This is a genomic window from Pantoea ananatis PA13, assembly GCF_000233595.1.
Taxonomy (GTDB): domain Bacteria; phylum Pseudomonadota; class Gammaproteobacteria; order Enterobacterales; family Enterobacteriaceae; genus Pantoea; species Pantoea ananatis.
Genome location: NC_017554.1, coordinates 4,545,095 through 4,564,308 on the forward strand (window position 1 = coordinate 4,545,095; position 19,214 = coordinate 4,564,308).

Below are 19,214 nucleotides of genomic sequence, written 5' to 3' on the forward strand. Positions count from 1 at the left end.
GTAAAGTATTACCCTGCTAATTATCGCTAATTAAAAAACCGATCGCTGTTGAAATCATTATCTTTTAGGACATTTATCTCAGGGGTCGGTTTGTTTAATCCATCCACGGGGTAAAAAAATAAAGCGACTTCATCCTGCTACAGTAGAACGCTGGCACTGAAAACGCCCCTGTTCATGTCGCTAATGTATCAATTAGGGTGAAGACCTCTCGTTTTCCCTTATGACGACCCGCTAATGATTGTGCCGGTGCGAACGCTGATGAACAGGCTTCGGACGCGCAGCAGCAGAGCCCAGGCAGGACGTTTCACCGGCAGGATGTGGCACGGAATCTGGAACGCACATCGCACGTTGCTGGACTTTCACAGGCGAAGGCGAATGAAAACGTTGTGTTGTTAAACAGACAGAATAACGAAATGAACGTACGGCGGTGATGGCGGAATCCCTGTGGTTAACCCCACGAGGATTCCGCCTGTCACTGATTAAGGCTGGCTGGCAGACTCAACTGATGCCGTTAGCTGGTTTTCATCCTGGTCAACCGCGAAGCAGGCTATCTGTTGGTCGCCATACTGCTTGAGTTGGGGCTGCAGCTGGACACAGGTGCCAAAACGACGCCGGCAGCGGGCATTGAATGCGCAACCGGGCGGTGGATTCAGCGGGCTGGGGAGTTCCCCGGTCAGCTTAATACGTTCACGACGCTCATCAGGATTGAGCCGCGGCGTGGCAGAAAGTAGCGCCTGGGTGTAAGGATGACGTGGATTGGCAAAAATCGCCTCTTTGCTGCCCTTTTCCACGCAGCGCCCCAGGTACATCACCATCACGTCATCTGCGATATGCTCGACCACGGATAAATCGTGAGAAATGAACACATAGGACAGCCCCATCTCTTGCTGCAGATCCATCATCAGATTAAGCACCTGTGCCCGTACGGACACGTCCAGTGCTGAAACCGGCTCGTCAGCAATCAGCACGTCTGGCTCAAGCATCAGGCCACGGGCAATGGCAATACGCTGACGTTGGCCACCCGAAAACATATGGGGATAACGATCGTAATGCTCGGTTTTCAATCCTACCTTGGCCATCATCTCCAGCGTTTTCTCGCGACGTTCCGCTTTACTGAGTGAAGTATTGATAACCAGCGGCTCTTCCAGGATCTGGCTGACTTTTTTGCGTGGATTCAGAGAACCATACGGATTCTGAAAGACGATCTGAATTTTCTGCCGACGCAGCTTCTGGGCGTGGGGATCGTGTTTTAACAAATCCTGACCGTGCCAGTAAAGCTGTCCTTCTGTTGGCGTTTCAATCATGGTGAGTAAACGGCCCAGTGTGGATTTACCGCAGCCAGACTCTCCGACAACCGCCAGCGTTTTACCGCGCTCCAGATTAAAAGAGACGCCATCCAGCGCTTTAACCAGGCGCTCCTGACCAAACAATCCTTTCTTCACCGGATAGTGTTTTTTCAGGTCGATAGCCTGCAGCAGATACTCGTGCTTTGTATTATCAGGACTCATAAGTTGGTCTCCCGGCATCGTCCAGCGGATAGTGACATTTGGACTGACGTCCCGGAATCGTCCGCAGTTCAGGTTCTTCTTTACGGCAGCGGTCATTGGCATAAGGGCAGCGCGGATTAAGCAGGCAGCCTGACGGACGATCGTATTTTCCAGGCACGACACCGGGTAACGAGGCCAGCCGTGCTTTGTCCGCCGCGAATTCCGGTAACGCCCTGAGCAGTGCCTGGGTGTAAGGATGACGCGGCGCTTTAAAGATATCCGTCGCTTTGCCACTTTCCACAACCTGCCCGGCGTACATCACAATAATGTGGTGTGCGGCTTCCGCTACCAGCGCCAGATCGTGAGTAATCAGGATCAGCGCCATGTTTTCCTGCCTTTGCAGATCCAGCAACAACTCAATGATCTGTGCCTGAATTGTGACGTCCAGCGCGGTTGTGGGTTCGTCAGCAATCAGCAGCTTTGGACGACAGGCGATAGCCATGGCGATCATCACGCGCTGGCTCATCCCGCCCGAAAGCTGATGAGGATAAACATCCAGACGCGAAGCGGGGTCGGGAATCCCCACCTGATTCAGGAGGTCAATTGCCCGCTGGCGGCGGGTGCTTTTATTACCGCCCTGATGCACCTTGATGGCTTCCATGATCTGGTAGCCCACGGTATAGCAGGGATTCAGGCTGGTCATCGGGTCCTGAAAAATCATTGCAACTTCGGCGCCCACTAACTGACGACGTTCTTTTTCAGAAATCCGCTTCAGATCGCGTTGATTGAACTCGAGTTTTTCCGCCATGACTTTGCCGGGAAAGTCGATCAATCCCATGATGGCCAGAGAACTCACGGATTTACCCGAGCCGGATTCGCCAACAATGCCCACAACCTGACCTTGCTCAACCTGGTAGCTGATGCGATCAACTGCCCGGAACGGTGCCTTATCGTCGCCGAAATGCACCGATAATTTATCTACATTTAATAATGCCATCTCGGTGCCTCTTTACTGCTTGAGTTTCGGGTCGAGGGCATCACGCAAACCATCGCCCATCAGGTTAAATGCCAGTACGGTAAGCAGAATGACTAATCCAGGGAACGTCACCACCCACCAGGCACTTTGCGCATACTGTAAGACGTCGGAGAGCATGGTGCCCCACTCCGGCGTTGGCGGCTGCGCACCCATTCCGAGAAAGCCCAGCGCCGCCATATCGAGAATGGCGTTGGAAAAGCCTAATGAAGCCTGAACGATCAACGGTGCCAGACAGTTAGGTAAAATGTTGACGAACATCTGACGCAACATGCCTGCCCCCGCTACACCGGAAGCCGTCACATAGTCCCGGTTCACTTCAACCAGCACCGCCGCGCGCGTCAGACGGATATAGTGGGGAAGCGCGACAAACGTTAGCGCAATGGACGCATTAACAATCGACGGGCCAAAAATGGCGACCAGCACCAGCGCCAACAGCAGGCTGGGCAGCGCCAGCATAATATCGACCAGGCGCATAATGGTGGCATCGACCGCACCGCCGATATACCCGGCCAGCAAACCAAAAATGACACCAAAAATCAGCGACAGTACGACCACCATACAGCCAACCAGCAATGACAGGCGGGCACCATACATCAGACGCGACAAAATATCGCGACCCACGTCGTCAGTGCCAAGGATATAGCTCCAGCTTCCGCCTTCCTGCCAGACAGGCGGATGCAGCAGAGCGTCACGGAACTGCTCCGCCGGCCCGTGCGGTGCCAGGACGTCAGCAAAGATGGCGATCAATAGCATTAACACGATATAAACCAGGCCCGTTACTGCGCCTTTATTACGTTTAAAATAGTGCCAGAATTCCTGAATCGGGGTCATCGGCTTGGGTGCAACATTTACGCTTGCGGGATCAACAACAGACATGATGCCCCCTTATTTCTTGTGGCGTATGCGCGGATTCACCACGCCATACAGCAGATCAACCAGCAGGTTGACCAGGATGATCAGAATAGCCGTCAGTAACACACCGCCCTGCACAACGGGATAGTCACGGCGTTGCAGCGCTTCGATTAACCAACGGCCAAGGCCCGGCCAGGAAAAAATGGTTTCAGTCAGGATTGCGCCTGCCAGCAGCGTACCGACCTGCAGGCCGATAACGGTGACAACCGGCAACATCGCATTACGCAGCGCGTGAATGACAATGACGCGCATACGCGTCAGGCCTTTCGCACGCGCCGTACGGATATAGTCTTCCCCCAGCACTTCCAGCATGGAAGAACGCGTCATACGTACGATGACCGCCAGCGGAATCGTACCCAGCACGATAGCGGGCAGAATCATGTGCATGACCGCATCTTTGAAGTCGCCAGGCTCACCCCAGATTAACGTATCGATCAGCATGAAACCGGTGAGCGGATGGCTGTCATCCAGGAACACGGTATCTGCAACACGTCCGGAAACGGGCGTGAGATTAAGCTGAACAGATACCAGCATAATCAGCATGATGCCCCACCAGAAAATCGGCATTGAGTATCCGGTCAGTGAAATGCCCACCGCGGTATGATCAAACACCGAGCCACGTTTCACCGCAGCCATGACGCCGACCGGGATCCCTACGCATACGGCAAACATCATGGCGCAGATGCCCAGCTCAAGTGTGGCTTTAAAGCGCGGAACAAATTCGGTCCACACAGGAATGCGGCTTTTCAGTGAAATGCCTAAATCCCCATGCAGAACGCCATAGATATAGTGCAGATACTGCTTCCACAGCGGTTGATCGAGCCCCATCATCGCCATCAATTCAGCATGGCGCTCAGGGGAAATACCGCGCTCGCCTGCCATGATTAGCACCGGATCGCCCGGAATCATATGCACAAACGCGAAGGTCAATAATGTAATACCGATGAACGTTGGGATGACAAGCCCCAGACGCCGGAGTATGAACTGCAGCATAGGCGTAATTCTCAGTCGTTTTCCCCTGGCCCTGGCCAGAGATAACATTGCTCATTAACCGCACCCGGCGACAGCCGGACGCGACGCAAGAAGCGCTTCTTTAATAAAAGTAATTAGCCGGAAAAAAAGAGCAGGCAACAGGCGATCGGTGGCGATCGCCTGAGGGCCGGAAAAACCGGCCCTTACTGCAATAATCCGAAAGGTTATTCCTGAATATCGACGGTTTCGAAGTGATGTTTACCTAATGGATCAACCACATAGCCGGTGACTTTCTTACTCACAGGCTCATAAACGGTTGAGTGCGCAATGATCAGTGCAGGCGCCTGATCGTGCATCACTACCTGAGCTTGCTTGTAATATTCAATACGCTTGTTGTGATCGGATTCTGCACGGGCTGGCTGGATCAGATCTTCAAACGGCTTGTAACACCAGCGGGAGTAGTTAGAACCGTCTTTGGCCGCCGCACAGCTGAACAACGTCGCGAAGAAGTTATCTGGATCCCCATTATCACCGGTCCAGCCCATCATCACGGTTTGGTGTTCGCCCGCTTTGGCGCGTTTCAGGTACTCGCCCCACTCATAGGTCACGATTTTGGCTTTAACGCCGATTTTGGCCCAGTCAGACTGAATCATCTCAGCCATGCGGCGTGCGTTCGGGTTATAAGGACGCTGAACCGGCATCGCCCACAGGTCGATTGAGAAACCGTCAGCCATACCAGCTTCTTTCAGCAGGGCTTTAGCTTTCTCCGGATCGTAGGCGTAATCTTTAACGTCGTTGTTGTAGCCCCACATTGTCGGTGGGATCAGGTTTTTCGCTGGCTGGCCCGCGCCCTGATATACCGCATCAATGATGGCTTGTTTGTTAACCGCCATAGTCAGTGCCTGACGCACTTTCACGTTATCCAGCGGCTTCTTCTCAGTATTAAACGACAGATAACCGACGTTCAGACCAGGCTGTTCCATCAGATTAATTTTGCTGTCTTTTTTCATGCTGGCGATATCAGCCGGGTTCGGATAAGGCATGATCTGACATTCGCCTTTCTGCAACTTGGCGTAGCGCACTGAGGCATCTGGAGTGATTGAGAAAACCAGCCGATCGATTTTTGGCTTGGTTCCCCAGTAATCCGGGTTAGCTTTATACAGAATACGCGAGTCTTTCTGGTACTGCTGGAGCACAAATGGGCCCGTGCCAACCGGGTTCAGGTCAACTTTCTCTGGCGTACCGGCTTTCAGCATGTTGTCGGCATATTCTTTAGACATGATGGAAGCAAAATCCATCCCCAGGTCAGCCAGGAAAGGCGCTTCAGGACGCGTCAACACGAAGCGTACGGTATGATCGTCCACTTTTTCGATTTTGCTGATCAGCTTTGGCATATCCATACCTTCAAAGTACTCATAGCTGCCGCCAGAGACGTTGTGGTACTTGTTGTTTTTATCTAACTGACGCTCAAAAGAGAACACCACGTCATCAGCGTTTAACTCACGCGTAGGTTTGAAATCTTTCGTCGTCTGCCATTTCACGCCGTTGCGTAAATGGAAGGTATAGGTTTTACCATCAGCACTGACGTCCCACTTTTCGGCCAGGCCCGGCACCAGTTCGGTCGTACCGGTTTTGAACTCAACCAGGCGATTATAGATAGGTACAGAACTGGCATCATAGGTTGTACCCGAGGTAAAGAGCTGCGGGTTAAACCCTTCCGGAGAACCTTCCGAACAATAAACCAGGGTTTTTGCCTGAACACCTGCGGCTACGGTCATGGCGACGAGGCTCAGACCGACCTTCAGCATCCTGGATTTGGCCAGGGAGTTGATCATGCTTTTGCTCCATTGTGATGTGTTGTTGTGTGCATTGCCCGACCTCTGGTTTTTTTATGCGGTTCAGGCGGTCCACCCTGCGGGTGTGATAAGAGTGAGATAGTTTGTTTGGATAATCCTGATTGATAAGCACCCATCAGAAAAATCTGTATCTGCACTGTTATTGACGCATCAATTTGTCAACAGTTGCAAAGAACGTCAATACAACGGTTACTTATTTACACAGAGTGTGAGGAATAGCAAGCAACGATAAAAAAAACCCATACAGACGCAATGCCATATAATGCACAGCGGCATGGGTTTATATGCCATGTATTCTGCTACACAGGTCATAAATGAGCAGTGATTTGCGCTAAAAAAAAACAGACATCATTTAGCGCCAAATGTTGGATATCTGAACGATTTACTGTGCGTTATGACGTTCACACAGCGAAAAATGCTGTTAACTTTGGGTTGAAAATGACCAATTTGCCATTTTGTGGCATAACCAAAACTTATCTTTTATCCCTCTGTAACCCTCTGATGAGAAGGCCTGCATAGCGATGAGACAATAAAACAGGCTGTCTGGAGCAGAAATTGATTTCAAGGAGGAATTATGGCGGTCCCGAAAAAAGTGTGACATGAGATATTCTAATAACCGAGGCGGGGCAATAGCGTCTGGAAGAGGTGTTATTTATGCCTGTGAGAAACGGCCTCCTTTTATACGAATTGCGCCGGTCAAATTGTCTGCCTGAATCGATTGCGACAGGCCCGGCTCTCCTTGGACCGTTGCGTTCGCAACGTTGTCTCGCTGACGCCCGGCGCGAATCTCCTTCGGAGGTTCTCATCCTCTTTTATTCAGGCGAAAAAAAACCTGTCTTTGCAGACAGGTTTCTTAAATATGGTCGGCGAGAGAGGATACTGCGTAAGCCCCCTTCGGGCCGTTGCGTTCGCAACGTTGTCTCGCTGCGCTCGGCGCAACCCTCCTTCGGAGGTTCTCATCCTCTTTCATTCAGGCGAAAAAAAACCTGTCTTTGCAGACAGGTTTCTTAAATATGGTCGGCGAGAGAGGATTCGAACCTCCGACCCACTGGTCCCAAACCAGTTGCGCTACCAAGCTGCGCTACTCGCCGATGGGGGCGCATGTTACTGCTCCCCCCAGGAAGCGTCAACCGCTTTTTGCGCTTTCCCGCCCAATCGCCTGGAAAGCAGGCGGCCAGCGAGTTTTATGCCTTGCCGCGAAAAATTGCCTTACCGCTATAGCGCTTTTGACGCTGTCCCGGCAGGTGCCTGACACCAGTTATTAGCCTGCTTAATCCCGCCATTTGGCGAGGTGTAACCCAGGCAGCCCATAATGGTATCAAACAGCTCGACATGACGATGGGTTTTGCCGACGCGCTGTTGCGCCTGCAGGCGTTCGAAGTTTTCACGGTTTGTCGGGTCAGCCAGATATTTATCTGACGCCCAGACCATCATAGGAACACGGAACTGCTCCGGCGGTGCCATTTCACGCGGCGTACCATGCAGATGCATATTGTCGCTGATCGATTCGCCATGGTCGGATGCATAAAACACGATCGCTTTTTTATCACGCAGCTGATCCAGAACGCTGTCCAGCATGCTGTCCACATAAAGGACGGAATTATCGTAAGCGTTGATCAGTTGCGCTTTGCTACAGGTTTCATCCACGCCCATGCATTCTGGCTGATAGCGTGCAAAACTGCGCGGATAGCGCTGTGAGTAGAGATAATGTGAGCCCTTGGTGTGCAGGACAACCAGATGCTTACCCTTCGGGTAGCGCTGCAGTGAGGCCTGTAACTCAGGCACCAGCAGCATATCATCTACTGATTTACCCTGGTTACGTGGCTCAGAACCAATCTGCTCGCGGAAAGAGAAATTATTGGCGTTGATGTTATCGTAGAACCAAACCTCACTTTGCATCGCAAACAGCTCAGAAGTGAAGCCCAGTTCTTTCATCACTGCGAACACATTTTGCTCTTTCAGTGTTCGCCCGGGATTGTCCATAGTGCCGCCTTCGCGCACAAACATACAACGCAAAGACAACTTGGTCGCGGTATCACAAGATTCGCCACGAAATGCGACCAGATTTTTCTCTTTAGAGAGTTTAGGGGTGGTGTTTCGCTCATAGCCCAGCAAGCCCATATGATCCCAGCGAGTGGTTTCGCCAATAACAAACACCACATAGGTATCATCTAACCCCGGAGGAGCAACATAAGTATATTTCTGGGCAGGATCCAGGAGTTCCTGATTTTCCAGCGTCTCGTCAATCTTGGTCCAGGTAAACAAACCCAGCGCGGCCAGCCAGTTAGAGGGGAGATATGAGTGCGCGACAATTCCGCCATAGCTTGGCAGATCGACGTTGGTCACTTCCTCATTCGCCTTTTGCAACTTGTCGAAGTAACGGATGGGTAACCACACGAGCGCAACGCAGGCCAGCATAATCAAAGTGGGTTTCAGGCGCTGTCCTGGCGTACGTAACTGCTCATTGAGCGTCATACTAAGGTTGTTGCGCCAAATCATGAACAGTGGCAGCGCGCTGACCAGCACCATCCACAGGATAAAGTGATAACCCACCACCTCTTTTGACAAATCGGTATCTGTCGTCATGACTGAGGCGACGATTCCGTAGCCAATGACCACATTGAAAAAGGCCATATAATAGCCAGCAGCAACAGAGATCAGAACAATCAGGGTGGCCAGAATCCGGTAGAACCATTTTCCGCCTAGCGATAACAACCGCATTAGGAAAAACGTCAGCACCACGATAGCGACGACCTCGGTAAACGCGGTCAGCCAGTTTGTCACGGTTGATCGGGTCAGAAAGCCATCAAATCGGCGATAAAAGATTGGTAAATTCAAAAAGATACCGAGATACAGAGCCAGCAAGAGCGACAGCTTTTGCTGTGTTAATGATTTTATGTAATTCATGAAAAATGGTGTTTCCCCGGAGCGAAGCGCTTAACTAAACGTTAATCTGACTGCCATATTTCGGCAGAGTTCGCGAATTAAGCGGGCCGGATAAATAAGAAGAGTATTCTGAACGTTTTTAGACGTCATAATGCGAAGTGGCACAGTTAACCATGCGGCAACAAATTAGACCAGAAAATAATCCCGGACAGGACGTTTCAAAAACGTCACTCAGAAAGGCGAAGAGAGAAAAAAGGGCCTGTATTCAGGCCCTTAAACGTTTAGCGAATGATATTCAGCGTGACATCAATGTTGTTGCGTGTGGCATTTGAATAGGGACAAACGATATGAGCCGCATCAACCAGTTTCTGCGCTTCGGCTTCGTCCATTTCAGGCAGGTGAATATTCAGCGTTGCTTCAATACCGAAACCATTGGGGATAGGGCCAATACCCACTTCGCCTTCAATCCATGCATCTTTTGGCATCGCAATTTTGTCACGGCCAGCAACGAACTTCATTGCGCCCAGGAAGCAAGCTGAATATCCCGCGGCAAAAAGCTGCTCCGGGTTAGTGACTTCGCCACCTGCACCGCCCATCTCTTTCGGTACACCCAGTTTCACATCCAGAACGCCGTCAGATGAAGTTGCACGACCATCACGACCACCGGTAGCCTTAGCTTTTGCACGATAAACCACTTGTTCTAAAGACATATCTGCTCTCCATTACACTATTTAATCGCTCGCGACTTATCAATAAGCACCGAGCTGCGAAGTTTGACTCGTTTCTACATCCAGATTAAAAATTTAGCGCGGCACCATGAGTTTGTCACGTAACTGGTTCAACTGCAGTTTGAGCGAATTCATTTCATCTTCGCTGCAGTCAGATGCACACTGAATCTCATCAGGAATGCTTTCAGCCTGCTGGCGCAGCGAACGCCCTGCATCCGTTAAACTCACGACGACCTGACGTTCATCCTGACGGGAACGCTGGCGATTAAGTAAGCCCGCATTTTCCAGCCGTTTCAGCAGCGGCGTCAGCGTTGCAGAATCCAGAAAGAGGCGTTCACCAATTTCTGATACGGTCAGTGAATCCTGTTGCCACAGTACCAGCATCACCAGATATTGCGGATAGGTAATATCCATCTGTGTGAGCAACTTACGGTATACTTTATGCATCGCCAGGTTGGCGGAATAAAGTGCAAAACAAAGTTGCTGATCGAGCAACAGTGGCGCAGCTTTCACTTTTTTGTCATTTTGATTACTGTTCATAGACGCAATATAAATAGCGCGCTAGTTAATTGCAAGCAATTTATGAAATGAGGTAGTGCATGCAGGATTCTCTGGAAGAACGGGCGCGTCGCTATGCCACACAAGCCCATGCCGAAACGGGTCAACGACGCAAATATACCGATGAGCCCTACATCGTGCATCCCGCTGCCGTTGTGGAACTGGTCAGAAGCATTACCGATAATCCTGTGATGCTGGCTGCCGCCTGGCTGCATGATACCGTGGAAGATACGGCGACCACCCTCAATGATATCCAGACGCATTTTGGTGACGAGGTCGCGAAGCTGGTTGAGATGCTGACCAACACGGCACCACAGAGTGCAAAGAACCGTGCGGCACGTAAAGTGGCCGATTTTCGCCATACGGCTCAGGCCAGCCCAGAGGCACAAACGATAAAGCTGGCTGACATTATTGACAATACACGTTCAATTGTTCGTTTCGATCCCCATTTCGCCCGTGTTTATCTGATTGAAAAAAGGGTGCAAATTCAATTACTCAGACAGGGCAACACAGAACTCTGGCGTCAGGCTTCTGCCAATATTGAAAATGGCATTGCGCAACTGGCTGAGGCTCCCTATAACGTGCCCGAAAAGTGGTTTGTGAAGCAAGCCGCGAAATACGGTGGGTTGAGCTAAAACCCGCCGCTGCATGTGGTCGCCTTTGAAGTAAACTGCACAGGGTAAGCCAGTCATCAGGAACCGATTATATGGTTTACAGGTTTACAGGTTTACAGGTTTACAGGTTTACAGGTTTACAGGTTTACAGGCTTACAGGCTTACAGGCTTACAGGCTTACAGGCTTACAGGCTTACAGGCTTACAGGCTTACAGGCTTACAGGAAACGATAAGCCCGACCTGGGGATCCCCAATCGATTACGATCAGCACGGCTTTCTCTTTTACAGCGATCAGAGAGGGCATATGAATGTGTAGAAAAAATCGGGTTTTTAAAAAGTAATTAGCAAGCAGGGAAACTGTCAAAAAAATGTATTTTTAAAAAAAATAAATAACTATTAAGACAGAAAGATGGTTTCATGTGATATCAGTCACGATAACTAAACGTAATGCTAGACATAAATAATTAATATAATAGGGTGGCACTATGTTTAATGAGAGTTGAAATATTATGATCATCTTAAACAGCAGCAGTGTAATATCCAAATGGTTTAATATTGATAATGTTATTGTCAATCACCTGCCTTAACGTCTTCTTTTTACAATCGCCCATCTCTTTCGACTGACAGGGTCGTAATTTATCGGGCGCATTTTCACTCATTCAGACTTTAAAAACCCTGCATTATGGGTGCGATCCGTTTACTTGCCCAAAACTGGCTATCGAAAACGCGATGCAACATACAATGCAGTCACGTTTCTTATCGGCTGAAACAGGATAAAAACATTTGCCCGGGTTTTTAATTCATTCATTAAAAAACCTACGGCATCGGCACGTCTGAATAAAAGGACATGATGATGAATAACTTTAGACACTTACCTGAGCCATTCCGTATTCGTGTTATTGAACCCGTCAAACGCACTACACGAGAGCATCGTAATGCAGCGATGATAAAAGCCGGAATGAATCCATTCTTGCTGGATAGCGAAGACGTTTTTATTGATCTTCTCACCGATAGCGGAACCGGCGCCGTTACGCAAAATATGCAGGCTGCTATGATGCGAGGCGATGAATCTTACAGTGGCAGCCGCAGTTATTACACGTTAGCGGAAGCGGTAAAAGCTATTTTTGGTTATGCCTATACTATTCCAACACATCAGGGCCGTGGCGCAGAACAAATTTATATTCCGGTATTAATAAAAAAACGGGAGCAAGAAAAAGGTCTGGACAGAACAAAAATGGTGGCCTTCTCGAACTACTTTTTTGATACTACACAGGGCCACAGCCAGATAAATGGCTGTACCGTGCGAAATGTTTATATCAAAGAGGCTTTCGATACGGCGGTTCGCCACGACTTCAAGGGCGACTTTGATCTTGAGCGCCTGGAGAAAGGCATCCAGGATGTCGGCGCGGAGAATGTGCCCTATATTGTTGCCACTATTACCTGCAATTCCGCCGGCGGGCAGCCCGTGTCGCTGGCAAACTTAAAAGCCATGTACCAGATTGCAAAAAAATATGACATTCCGGTGGTCATGGATTCAGCCCGCTTTGCTGAAAACGCGTACTTTATTCAGCAGCGGGAAAAAGCGTACAAAAACTGGACAATCGAAGCGATTACCCGGGAAAGCTATAAATATGCTGACATGCTGGCCATGTCGGCAAAAAAAGATGCGATGGTCCCCATGGGTGGCTTGTTGTCTTTCAAAGATGACAGCTTCTTTGATGTGTACACCGACTGCAGAACACTTTGCGTTGTTCAGGAAGGATTCCCCACCTATGGTGGGTTAGAAGGCGGCGCAATGGAACGCCTGGCGGTAGGCCTTTATGACGGCATGAATCAAGACTGGCTGGCTTATCGTATCAGTCAAATTCAATACCTGGTTGATGGCCTTGAATCGATTGGTGTGACTTGCCAGCAAGCCGGTGGCCATGCTGCCTTTGTCGATGCCGGAAAATTATTGCCGCACATTCCGGCGCATCAGTTCCCGGCTCAGGCACTCGCCTGCGAGTTATATAAAGTGGCCGGTATCCGGGCAGTCGAGATCGGCTCGTTTTTGCTGGGCCGCGATCCTAAATCAGGAGAACAACTGCCCTGTCCGGCCGAACTGTTGCGGTTAACCGTTCCCAGAGCCACCTACACACAAACGCATATGGACTTCATTATCGAAGCTTTTGAGCATGTGAAAGAGAATGCGAGCAACATAAAAGGATTAGCCTTTACCTATGAGCCTAAGGTTTTGCGCCATTTCACCGCAAAACTTAAAGAGATTTCATAGTCATACCTGTACAGTGAGCAGCTGTTTTGGCCACGGCTGCTCCATTACCCTGCCTGTCAGGCATAAAAATTATAACAACGATAAAAGCGAAGAATATTGTTGAGAGGACACCATGGAAGAAAATACAGATCAGAAACACTCCGCCTTTTGGGGCGTGATGGTTATCGCTGGAACCGTAATCGGTGGTGGGATGTTTGCACTCCCTGTCGATCTTGCGGGCGCGTGGTTCTTCTGGGGCGCTTTCATCTTGATCATCGCCTGGTTTTCCATGCTTCATTCCGGTCTGCTGTTACTGGAAGCTAACCTGAACTATCCAACAGGCTCAAGCTTCAATACATTGACCAAAGATCTGCTGGGTAAAAGATGGAATGTAATAAGCGGTATTACCGTTGCTTTTGTGTTGTATATACTGACTTACGCTTATATCTCCGCTAACGGCGCGATTATTAGCGAAACCCTGTCCATGCATTCCAGCATGACGATACCTTCACGTGTTATCGGCATCGGTACAGCGGTTTTCGTTGCCAGCGTGTTATGGATTAGCTCTCTGGCAGCCAGCAGAATCACCTCGCTCTTTTTGGGTATTAAAATCTTAGCCTTCGTCATTGTTTTTGGCTCTTTATTTTTCAAAGTTGATTTTTCAATCCTTAGCGATGTTAGCGGTATCAGTGAAAGCAATCGTTATTTTCCCTATATATTTATGGCCGTTCCGGTTTGCCTTGCCTCTTTTGGCTTTCACGGTAATATCCCCAGCCTGATCATTTGTTATGGAAAACGAAAAGATAAGCTGGTTAAAAGCATTGTTCTTGGTTCACTGCTGGCGCTGTTTATCTATCTTTTTTGGCTGTATTGCACCATGGGGAATATCCCACGTGAAAAATTCAAAGAAATCATTTCTTCGGGCGGAAATGTTGACGCGCTGGTGAAGTCTTTTATGGGAACGCATCCTGGCGGCGTCATTGAATTTTTCTTACTGGTTTTTTCTAATCTCGCCGTGGCCAGCTCTTTCTTTGGGGTCACGTTGGGGTTGTTCGACTATCTGGCGGATCTGTTTAAAATCGATAATTCCCACTTTGGACGATTTAAAACGGTGCTGTTAACCTTTCTACCTCCCAGCATCTTATATTTGCTCTTCCCGAATGGTTTTATTTACGGTATCGGTGGCGCAGGATTGTGCGCAACAATCTGGGCAGTTATCGTCCCTGCCCTGCTGGCATTAAAATCGAGAAAACGCTTTCCCGATAAAACATTCACTGTCTGGGGCGGAAAGGTTATTCCGGCTGTGGTCATTTTATTTGGTGTTATCGTCATCATCTGCTGGTTTGGCAATGTGCTTAACATCTTGCCAAAGTTTAGCTGACCGACAGGACGGACTGGAAACGGGTTTAACGAAGCCTGTCAACAGGGAGAGGTATTGAACGGCCGGTCACTCACGTGACCGGCGCCAACAAAAGCCGGGATACGACTTAGTGACTTAATCGAGTAACTGACGCCCAAGGTAAGGATTGGCGTGAAGTAATTTCATCAATTTTTGTGCAGTTGCGGAAGGACGCGTACGCTGGGCTTCCCAGCTTTTAACCGAAGAAACGCTAACGCCCATAATCCTGGCAAACTCATCTACCTGCATTCCTGCCATTTCGCGTAAACGCTGTGGCTCTGGCACGGCTGGCTGACGCTGAGTTTGCAGCGCTACAGGGCTGTTATCACGTGTCAAAACAATCTGCTCAAGGCTGCTGAGCAATTCAAACATTGGGTCTTTTAACTCCATAGAGAACTCCTTAAAACTCACTATGAATCACGTGAAAGAAGGTACAAGAACCTGAAATCAGGCTCAGAAACCGGATTAAGCAAGCTGCATCCCTTAAGAGTTTGTTTTTATTGTAAGAAAACCCTTATGGGACACAGCCTGACCTGCATTGCTGTTAAACATGTCAACACAATGCCACAAATGCCGGGAGACTAAGTATGGATAGATACCTGACAATTTGCAGCGCAAATTAAACATTTTTTTTAACTTTACAATTCTGAAAAATGGTTAAGCAACTTAACCTTTTGAAGCGATTGGTTTTGTTACCACAGCGTCTGTCAACAGCGCTGGTCGCGTTTTCTCTATGGCCGGCAATCAGGTGATGAACTGGCCAGGATAACCGCACCGGCTCTGTGAGTTGGTTGCAAAATATGCGCCAGACTTTCATTTTTTGAACATATACAGGCTGGAGTATGCTGTCAGCCATCACGCCTTTCTTGCTTCCAAAATAAAAAAACACTTGCCAGGCCTGACGTAGGTGGCGCCGGAAGCGCTAAAAAGGGAGTCAGCTTTATCATCGAAGGACAACATGACGTTTTAATTATAGTGAACACGATAATTTGTGCGATTCGTGCCAGTGATTGCGTTCATGCAGGCGTTTGCACCACTTTAATGCAGACGAACAATTTTAGGGCAACTCGTTAATGGACGTTTAACGTTAACGATTCAGATGGAACATCTGTGTCGCTAGAAACATAAGATGGAATTAATTATTTATGACCTATACTTACGGATCCGTTAGCTTCCCTTCGCGCGGGCTCGTTATCGGTGCAAAAAAGCCCGAGTCGCGGATGCGCTGGCCTTCTTTTCTGACACCATAAGCCTGTAACATCATCTTAAACACGCTTAAGGCAAACTTTCTTACAGGTTATGGCCTTACATCGCGCTTTCGCATTGTGTGGCCGTTATCCTTTGTTCTATTCTTTAGGCCACTGCTTATCCGGACATCAGCCAGTTTTACCGACAGGAGTTGAACCCATGGCTTCAGGCATTTCCCGTATCCTGGCACGCAGCGGCATTTTGCTGACTGGCGTGCTTCTTGTGCTGCAACTTACCGCATGTGGTGATAAAGAGGGCGAACAGCGCAAAGCGTTTATCGATTTTCTGCAAAATACCGTTATGCGTAGCGGTGAACATCTACCCAGCCTGAGTGAAAATCAGAAACAAAGTTTTGGCCCTTTCACCGGTGATTACGCCATTCTTTATGGCTTCTCGCAGCAGGCGAACAAAGCTGTGGATCAGGGGATGCGTCCGGTGGTGGATGAACTTTCTGCTATTCATGTGCCGCAGGACTATCTGAGCCGCCACGACTCACTGGCCCAGGCCGACAGCGCGTTGACGGTGGCTACCCAGCAACTGGAAACCGCAAAAATGCAGGCAGATAAAAGTAAAAGCGCGCTTAAGCAAAACGACGACCTGAAAAAAGTCTTCGATACCGCGTATGACAAAGTGGTGACGCAGCCTGCTGGCCAGTTGATCCCATTGCTACCCAAACTGCAGGCACTTAGCCAGGATGCTGTAAAGACAGGTGAGTTTTTGCAGGCTCAGGGAACACGCGTCAGTTTCAATAACGGTGGCGTTCAGTTCCCAACTCAGGAACAGGCGACGCAATATAATGACTTAATGACGAGCTTATCAGCTAATGTGCAAGCGCTGAGCCAGGCTAAAAATGCAGTACAGGGTAATTTGCAATAATCTGCGTGCAGGGACGTGTCATTCACCGCCTAACCTGAGCCACGTGAAATCATGATTCCGCATTCAAACGGGCCTGATCAAAATGTGATCCGGCCCGTTTTTCATTAAATTAAATTGTGATCTTAGTCTCATTTATCAAACAAAGCTCAACGCCATAAATGTGATCGCAATCACTATAAATCGATTTTGATGGCTAAAAATCCGTCGTCTTCTCACCGTAATGGCTCATTTCTGTGATAAAAGTCACTTAATAACCCCCCATCCCCCCGACATAAATGTGACATAAATCACACTAAGCCTCGTGCACTACGCAGTCCACTATTCGCGTGATAAAGTCCGCCTGCATACAGTAATACTGACGGCTCATCGCCGTAGTGGCTAAACAAAAACAAACGCGCGCTCCTGTTGCAGCGCGTCTCAACAAGGGGTGGGCTTATGTCCTCATCAGTAAAGGTCAAAGTACAAAGCTTTGGTCGCTTTTTGAGTAATATGGTGATGCCTAACATTGGCGCATTTATCGCCTGGGGTATTATCACCGCGCTGTTTATTCCAACAGGATGGATCCCTAACGAAACGCTGGCGAAACTGGTCGCCCCAATGATCACTTACCTGCTGCCACTCCTGATCGGTTATACCGGTGGACGCCTGGTCGGTGGCGATCGCGGTGGGGTGGTTGGCGCAATCACTACGATGGGGGTAATTGTCGGTGCTGATATGCCGATGTTCCTCGGCTCAATGATTGCGGGCCCACTTGGCGGCTGGGCGATCAAATCCTTTGACCGTATGGTTGACGGTAAAATCAAAAGCGGCTTTGAGATGCTGGTGAACAACTTCTCTGCCGGTATTATCGGTATGCTGTTGGCCATGCTGGCTTTTATGGCGATTGGTCCGCTGGTTGAAGGTCTGTCACACATTCTTGCCACGGGCGTTAACCTGATGGTGCAGAACAACCTGCTGCCATTGACGTCAATCTTCGTTGAACCTGCAAAAATCCTGTTCCTGAACAACGCGATTAACCACGGGATTTTCTCACCTCTGGGTATTCAGCAGGCAAGTGAAGCAGGGAAATCAATTTTCTTCCTGATCGAAGCCAACCCGGGTCCGGGGATGGGCGTGCTGATGGCCTATATGTTTTTTGGTCGCGGCAGTGCTAAACAGTCTGCTGGCGGTGCGGCGATCATCCACTTCCTGGGCGGCATTCACGAGATCTACTTCCCTTACGTGCTGATGGCACCACGCCTGCTGCTGGCCGTCATCCTTGGCGGAATGACCGGTGTCTTTACGCTGACCGTACTGCACGGTGGTCTGGTATCGCCTGCTTCACCAGGTTCTATCCTGGCCGTATTGGCCATGACGCCAAAAGGAGCTTACTTTGCCAATATCGCCGCCATCTTTGCTGCATTTGCGGTGTCGTTTGTGATTTCTGCCATTTTGTTGAAGACCAGCAAAGTGAAAGAAGATGACGATATCGAAGCGGCGACGCAGCGTATGCGTGATATGAAAGCGCAGTCAAAAGGTCAGAGTCTGACAGGTGCGCCGGTTGCGAGCGACGCGATGAGCGTAGATCTGGACCATGTGCGTAAAATCATTGTGGCCTGCGATGCAGGTATGGGCTCAAGCGCCATGGGCGCTGGTGTCCTGCGTAAGAAGGTCCATGATGCAGGTCTGAGTAACGTGTCGGTCACCAACAGCGCGATTAATGCCTTACCGGGTGACGTTGATCTGGTGATTACCCATCGCGATCTTACTGAACGAGCCATCCGTCAGGCGCCTCATGCCCAGCACATTTCCTTAAATAACTTCCTGGATAGTGCACTTTATAGCACGCTGACCGAGCGCCTGGTGGCGGCTAATCGCAGTGAAGCTAACCGAGAAGCCGTACAGAAGACGCTGGGTGACAGCTACGATGACAGCCATGCCAACCTGTTTAAACTCGGCCAGAGCAACGTTTTCCTGGGGCTGAGTGCCAGCAATAAAGAGCAGGCGATTCGCTTTGCCGGTGAGCAGTTAGTCAAAGGCGGCTACGTAGAACCCGAATACATTGATGCCATGCTGGCGCGCGAAAAGCTGACGCCAACCTATCTTGGCGAGTCGATTGCTGTGCCGCACGGTACCGTTGAAGCGAAAGACCGTGTACTGAAAACGGGTGTGGTTTTCTGCCAGTACCCTGCCGGCGTTCAGTTTGGCGAGGAACCTGATGAAGTGGCACGTTTGGTGATTGGTATAGCTGCCCGCAATAACGAGCACATTCAGGTGATTACCAGCCTGACGAACGCGCTCGATGATGAGCAGGTCATTGAACAACTGGCACGTACAGAAAGCGTACAGGATGTTCTGGATCTGTTATCAGGCAAACCCGCTGTAGCATAACCGGGTCCGACATTTCCCTGG

At 49.6% G+C, this 19,214-nt stretch carries 15 protein-coding genes, 1 tRNA gene and 1 other RNA gene; 6 read left to right on the top strand and 11 right to left on the bottom strand.

What is annotated here, in order from left to right; translation table 11 throughout:
- Positions 1–479: 479 nt before the first annotated feature.
- From dppF to PAGR_RS21405, 10 genes are all read right to left on the bottom strand, one after another.
- Complete coding sequence (gene dppF / locus PAGR_RS21365) at positions 480–1,508, bottom strand: dipeptide ABC transporter ATP-binding subunit DppF (RefSeq protein ID WP_014607012.1); 1,029 nt, start codon at positions 1,506–1,508, stop codon at positions 480–482.
- Positions 1,498–2,484, bottom strand: coding sequence for a dipeptide ABC transporter ATP-binding protein (gene dppD, locus PAGR_RS21370; protein WP_013024031.1), 987 nt, complete (start codon positions 2,482–2,484; stop codon positions 1,498–1,500). The genes dppF and dppD overlap by 11 nt, the downstream gene beginning before the upstream one ends.
- Positions 2,485–2,496: 12 nt before the next feature.
- Positions 2,497–3,399 carry a dipeptide ABC transporter permease DppC gene (dppC, locus tag PAGR_RS21375; protein ID WP_013024030.1) on the bottom strand — a complete coding sequence of 301 codons (903 nt, stop codon included), beginning with the start codon at positions 3,397–3,399 and terminating at the stop codon, positions 2,497–2,499.
- Positions 3,400–3,408: 9 nt separating this feature from the next.
- On the bottom strand, positions 3,409–4,428 hold the full coding sequence (gene dppB / locus PAGR_RS21380; protein ID WP_014607013.1) for a dipeptide ABC transporter permease DppB: 1,020 nt from the start codon (positions 4,426–4,428) through the stop codon (positions 3,409–3,411).
- A 203-nt stretch (positions 4,429–4,631) separates the two neighbouring features.
- Entirely contained in the window at positions 4,632–6,242 is a 1,611-nt protein-coding gene (gene dppA / locus PAGR_RS21385) for a dipeptide ABC transporter periplasmic-binding protein DppA (RefSeq protein WP_014594987.1), read from the bottom strand.
- 881 nt (positions 6,243–7,123) lie between these two features.
- Positions 7,124–7,244, bottom strand: a non-coding RNA gene (locus PAGR_RS23375) — RtT sRNA.
- Between the two features lie 33 nt (positions 7,245–7,277).
- A tRNA-Pro gene (locus PAGR_RS21390) sits at positions 7,278–7,354 on the bottom strand.
- 124 nt (positions 7,355–7,478) lie between these two features.
- On the bottom strand, positions 7,479–9,170 hold the full coding sequence (eptB, locus tag PAGR_RS21395; RefSeq protein WP_014607014.1) for a kdo(2)-lipid A phosphoethanolamine 7''-transferase: 1,692 nt from the start codon (positions 9,168–9,170) through the stop codon (positions 7,479–7,481).
- A 260-nt stretch (positions 9,171–9,430) separates the two neighbouring features.
- Positions 9,431–9,859: an organic hydroperoxide resistance protein gene (locus PAGR_RS21400; protein WP_013024026.1), complete on the bottom strand. Its 429-nt coding sequence runs from the start codon at positions 9,857–9,859 to the stop codon at positions 9,431–9,433.
- 93 nt (positions 9,860–9,952) lie between these two features.
- The gene (locus tag PAGR_RS21405) at positions 9,953–10,417 is read right to left on the bottom strand and encodes a MarR family winged helix-turn-helix transcriptional regulator (protein WP_013024025.1); all 465 of its coding nucleotides are present in this window, start codon (positions 10,415–10,417) and stop codon (positions 9,953–9,955) included.
- 59 nt (positions 10,418–10,476) lie between these two features.
- On the opposite strand from PAGR_RS21405, the gene PAGR_RS21410 reads away from it, so the two are divergent.
- The 4 genes from PAGR_RS21410 (at position 10,477) to tnaB (ending at position 14,681) form a co-directional block, all read left to right on the top strand.
- A complete protein-coding gene (locus PAGR_RS21410; protein WP_013024024.1) occupies positions 10,477–11,070 on the top strand; it encodes an HD domain-containing protein in 594 nt (197 codons plus the stop codon).
- Positions 11,071–11,558: 488 nt separating this feature from the next.
- A complete protein-coding gene (tnaC, locus tag PAGR_RS24410) occupies positions 11,559–11,636 on the top strand; it encodes a tryptophanase leader peptide (RefSeq protein WP_104933743.1) in 78 nt (25 codons plus the stop codon).
- 266 nt (positions 11,637–11,902) lie between these two features.
- Complete coding sequence (gene tnaA / locus PAGR_RS21415) at positions 11,903–13,321, top strand: tryptophanase (RefSeq protein ID WP_014607015.1); 1,419 nt, start codon at positions 11,903–11,905, stop codon at positions 13,319–13,321.
- Between the two features lie 112 nt (positions 13,322–13,433).
- Positions 13,434–14,681, top strand: a complete 1,248-nt coding sequence (tnaB, locus tag PAGR_RS21420) for a low affinity tryptophan permease TnaB (protein WP_014607016.1) — start codon at positions 13,434–13,436, stop codon at positions 14,679–14,681.
- A 114-nt stretch (positions 14,682–14,795) separates the two neighbouring features.
- Here the strand turns inward: tnaB and PAGR_RS21425 are convergent, their stop codons facing one another.
- Positions 14,796–15,089, bottom strand: a complete 294-nt coding sequence (locus PAGR_RS21425) for an HTH-type transcriptional regulator (protein ID WP_014607017.1) — start codon at positions 15,087–15,089, stop codon at positions 14,796–14,798.
- Between the two features lie 1,017 nt (positions 15,090–16,106).
- Between PAGR_RS21425 and PAGR_RS21430 the strand changes: the two genes are divergently transcribed.
- Both PAGR_RS21430 and PAGR_RS21435 read left to right on the top strand, forming a co-directional pair.
- Positions 16,107–16,823, top strand: a complete 717-nt coding sequence (locus PAGR_RS21430) for a DUF3053 domain-containing protein (protein WP_014607018.1) — start codon at positions 16,107–16,109, stop codon at positions 16,821–16,823.
- A gap of 435 nt (positions 16,824–17,258) precedes the next feature.
- Complete coding sequence (locus PAGR_RS21435; protein WP_014607019.1) at positions 17,259–19,193, top strand: PTS mannitol transporter subunit IICBA; 1,935 nt, start codon at positions 17,259–17,261, stop codon at positions 19,191–19,193.
- The last annotated feature ends 21 nt before the right edge of the window (positions 19,194–19,214 follow it).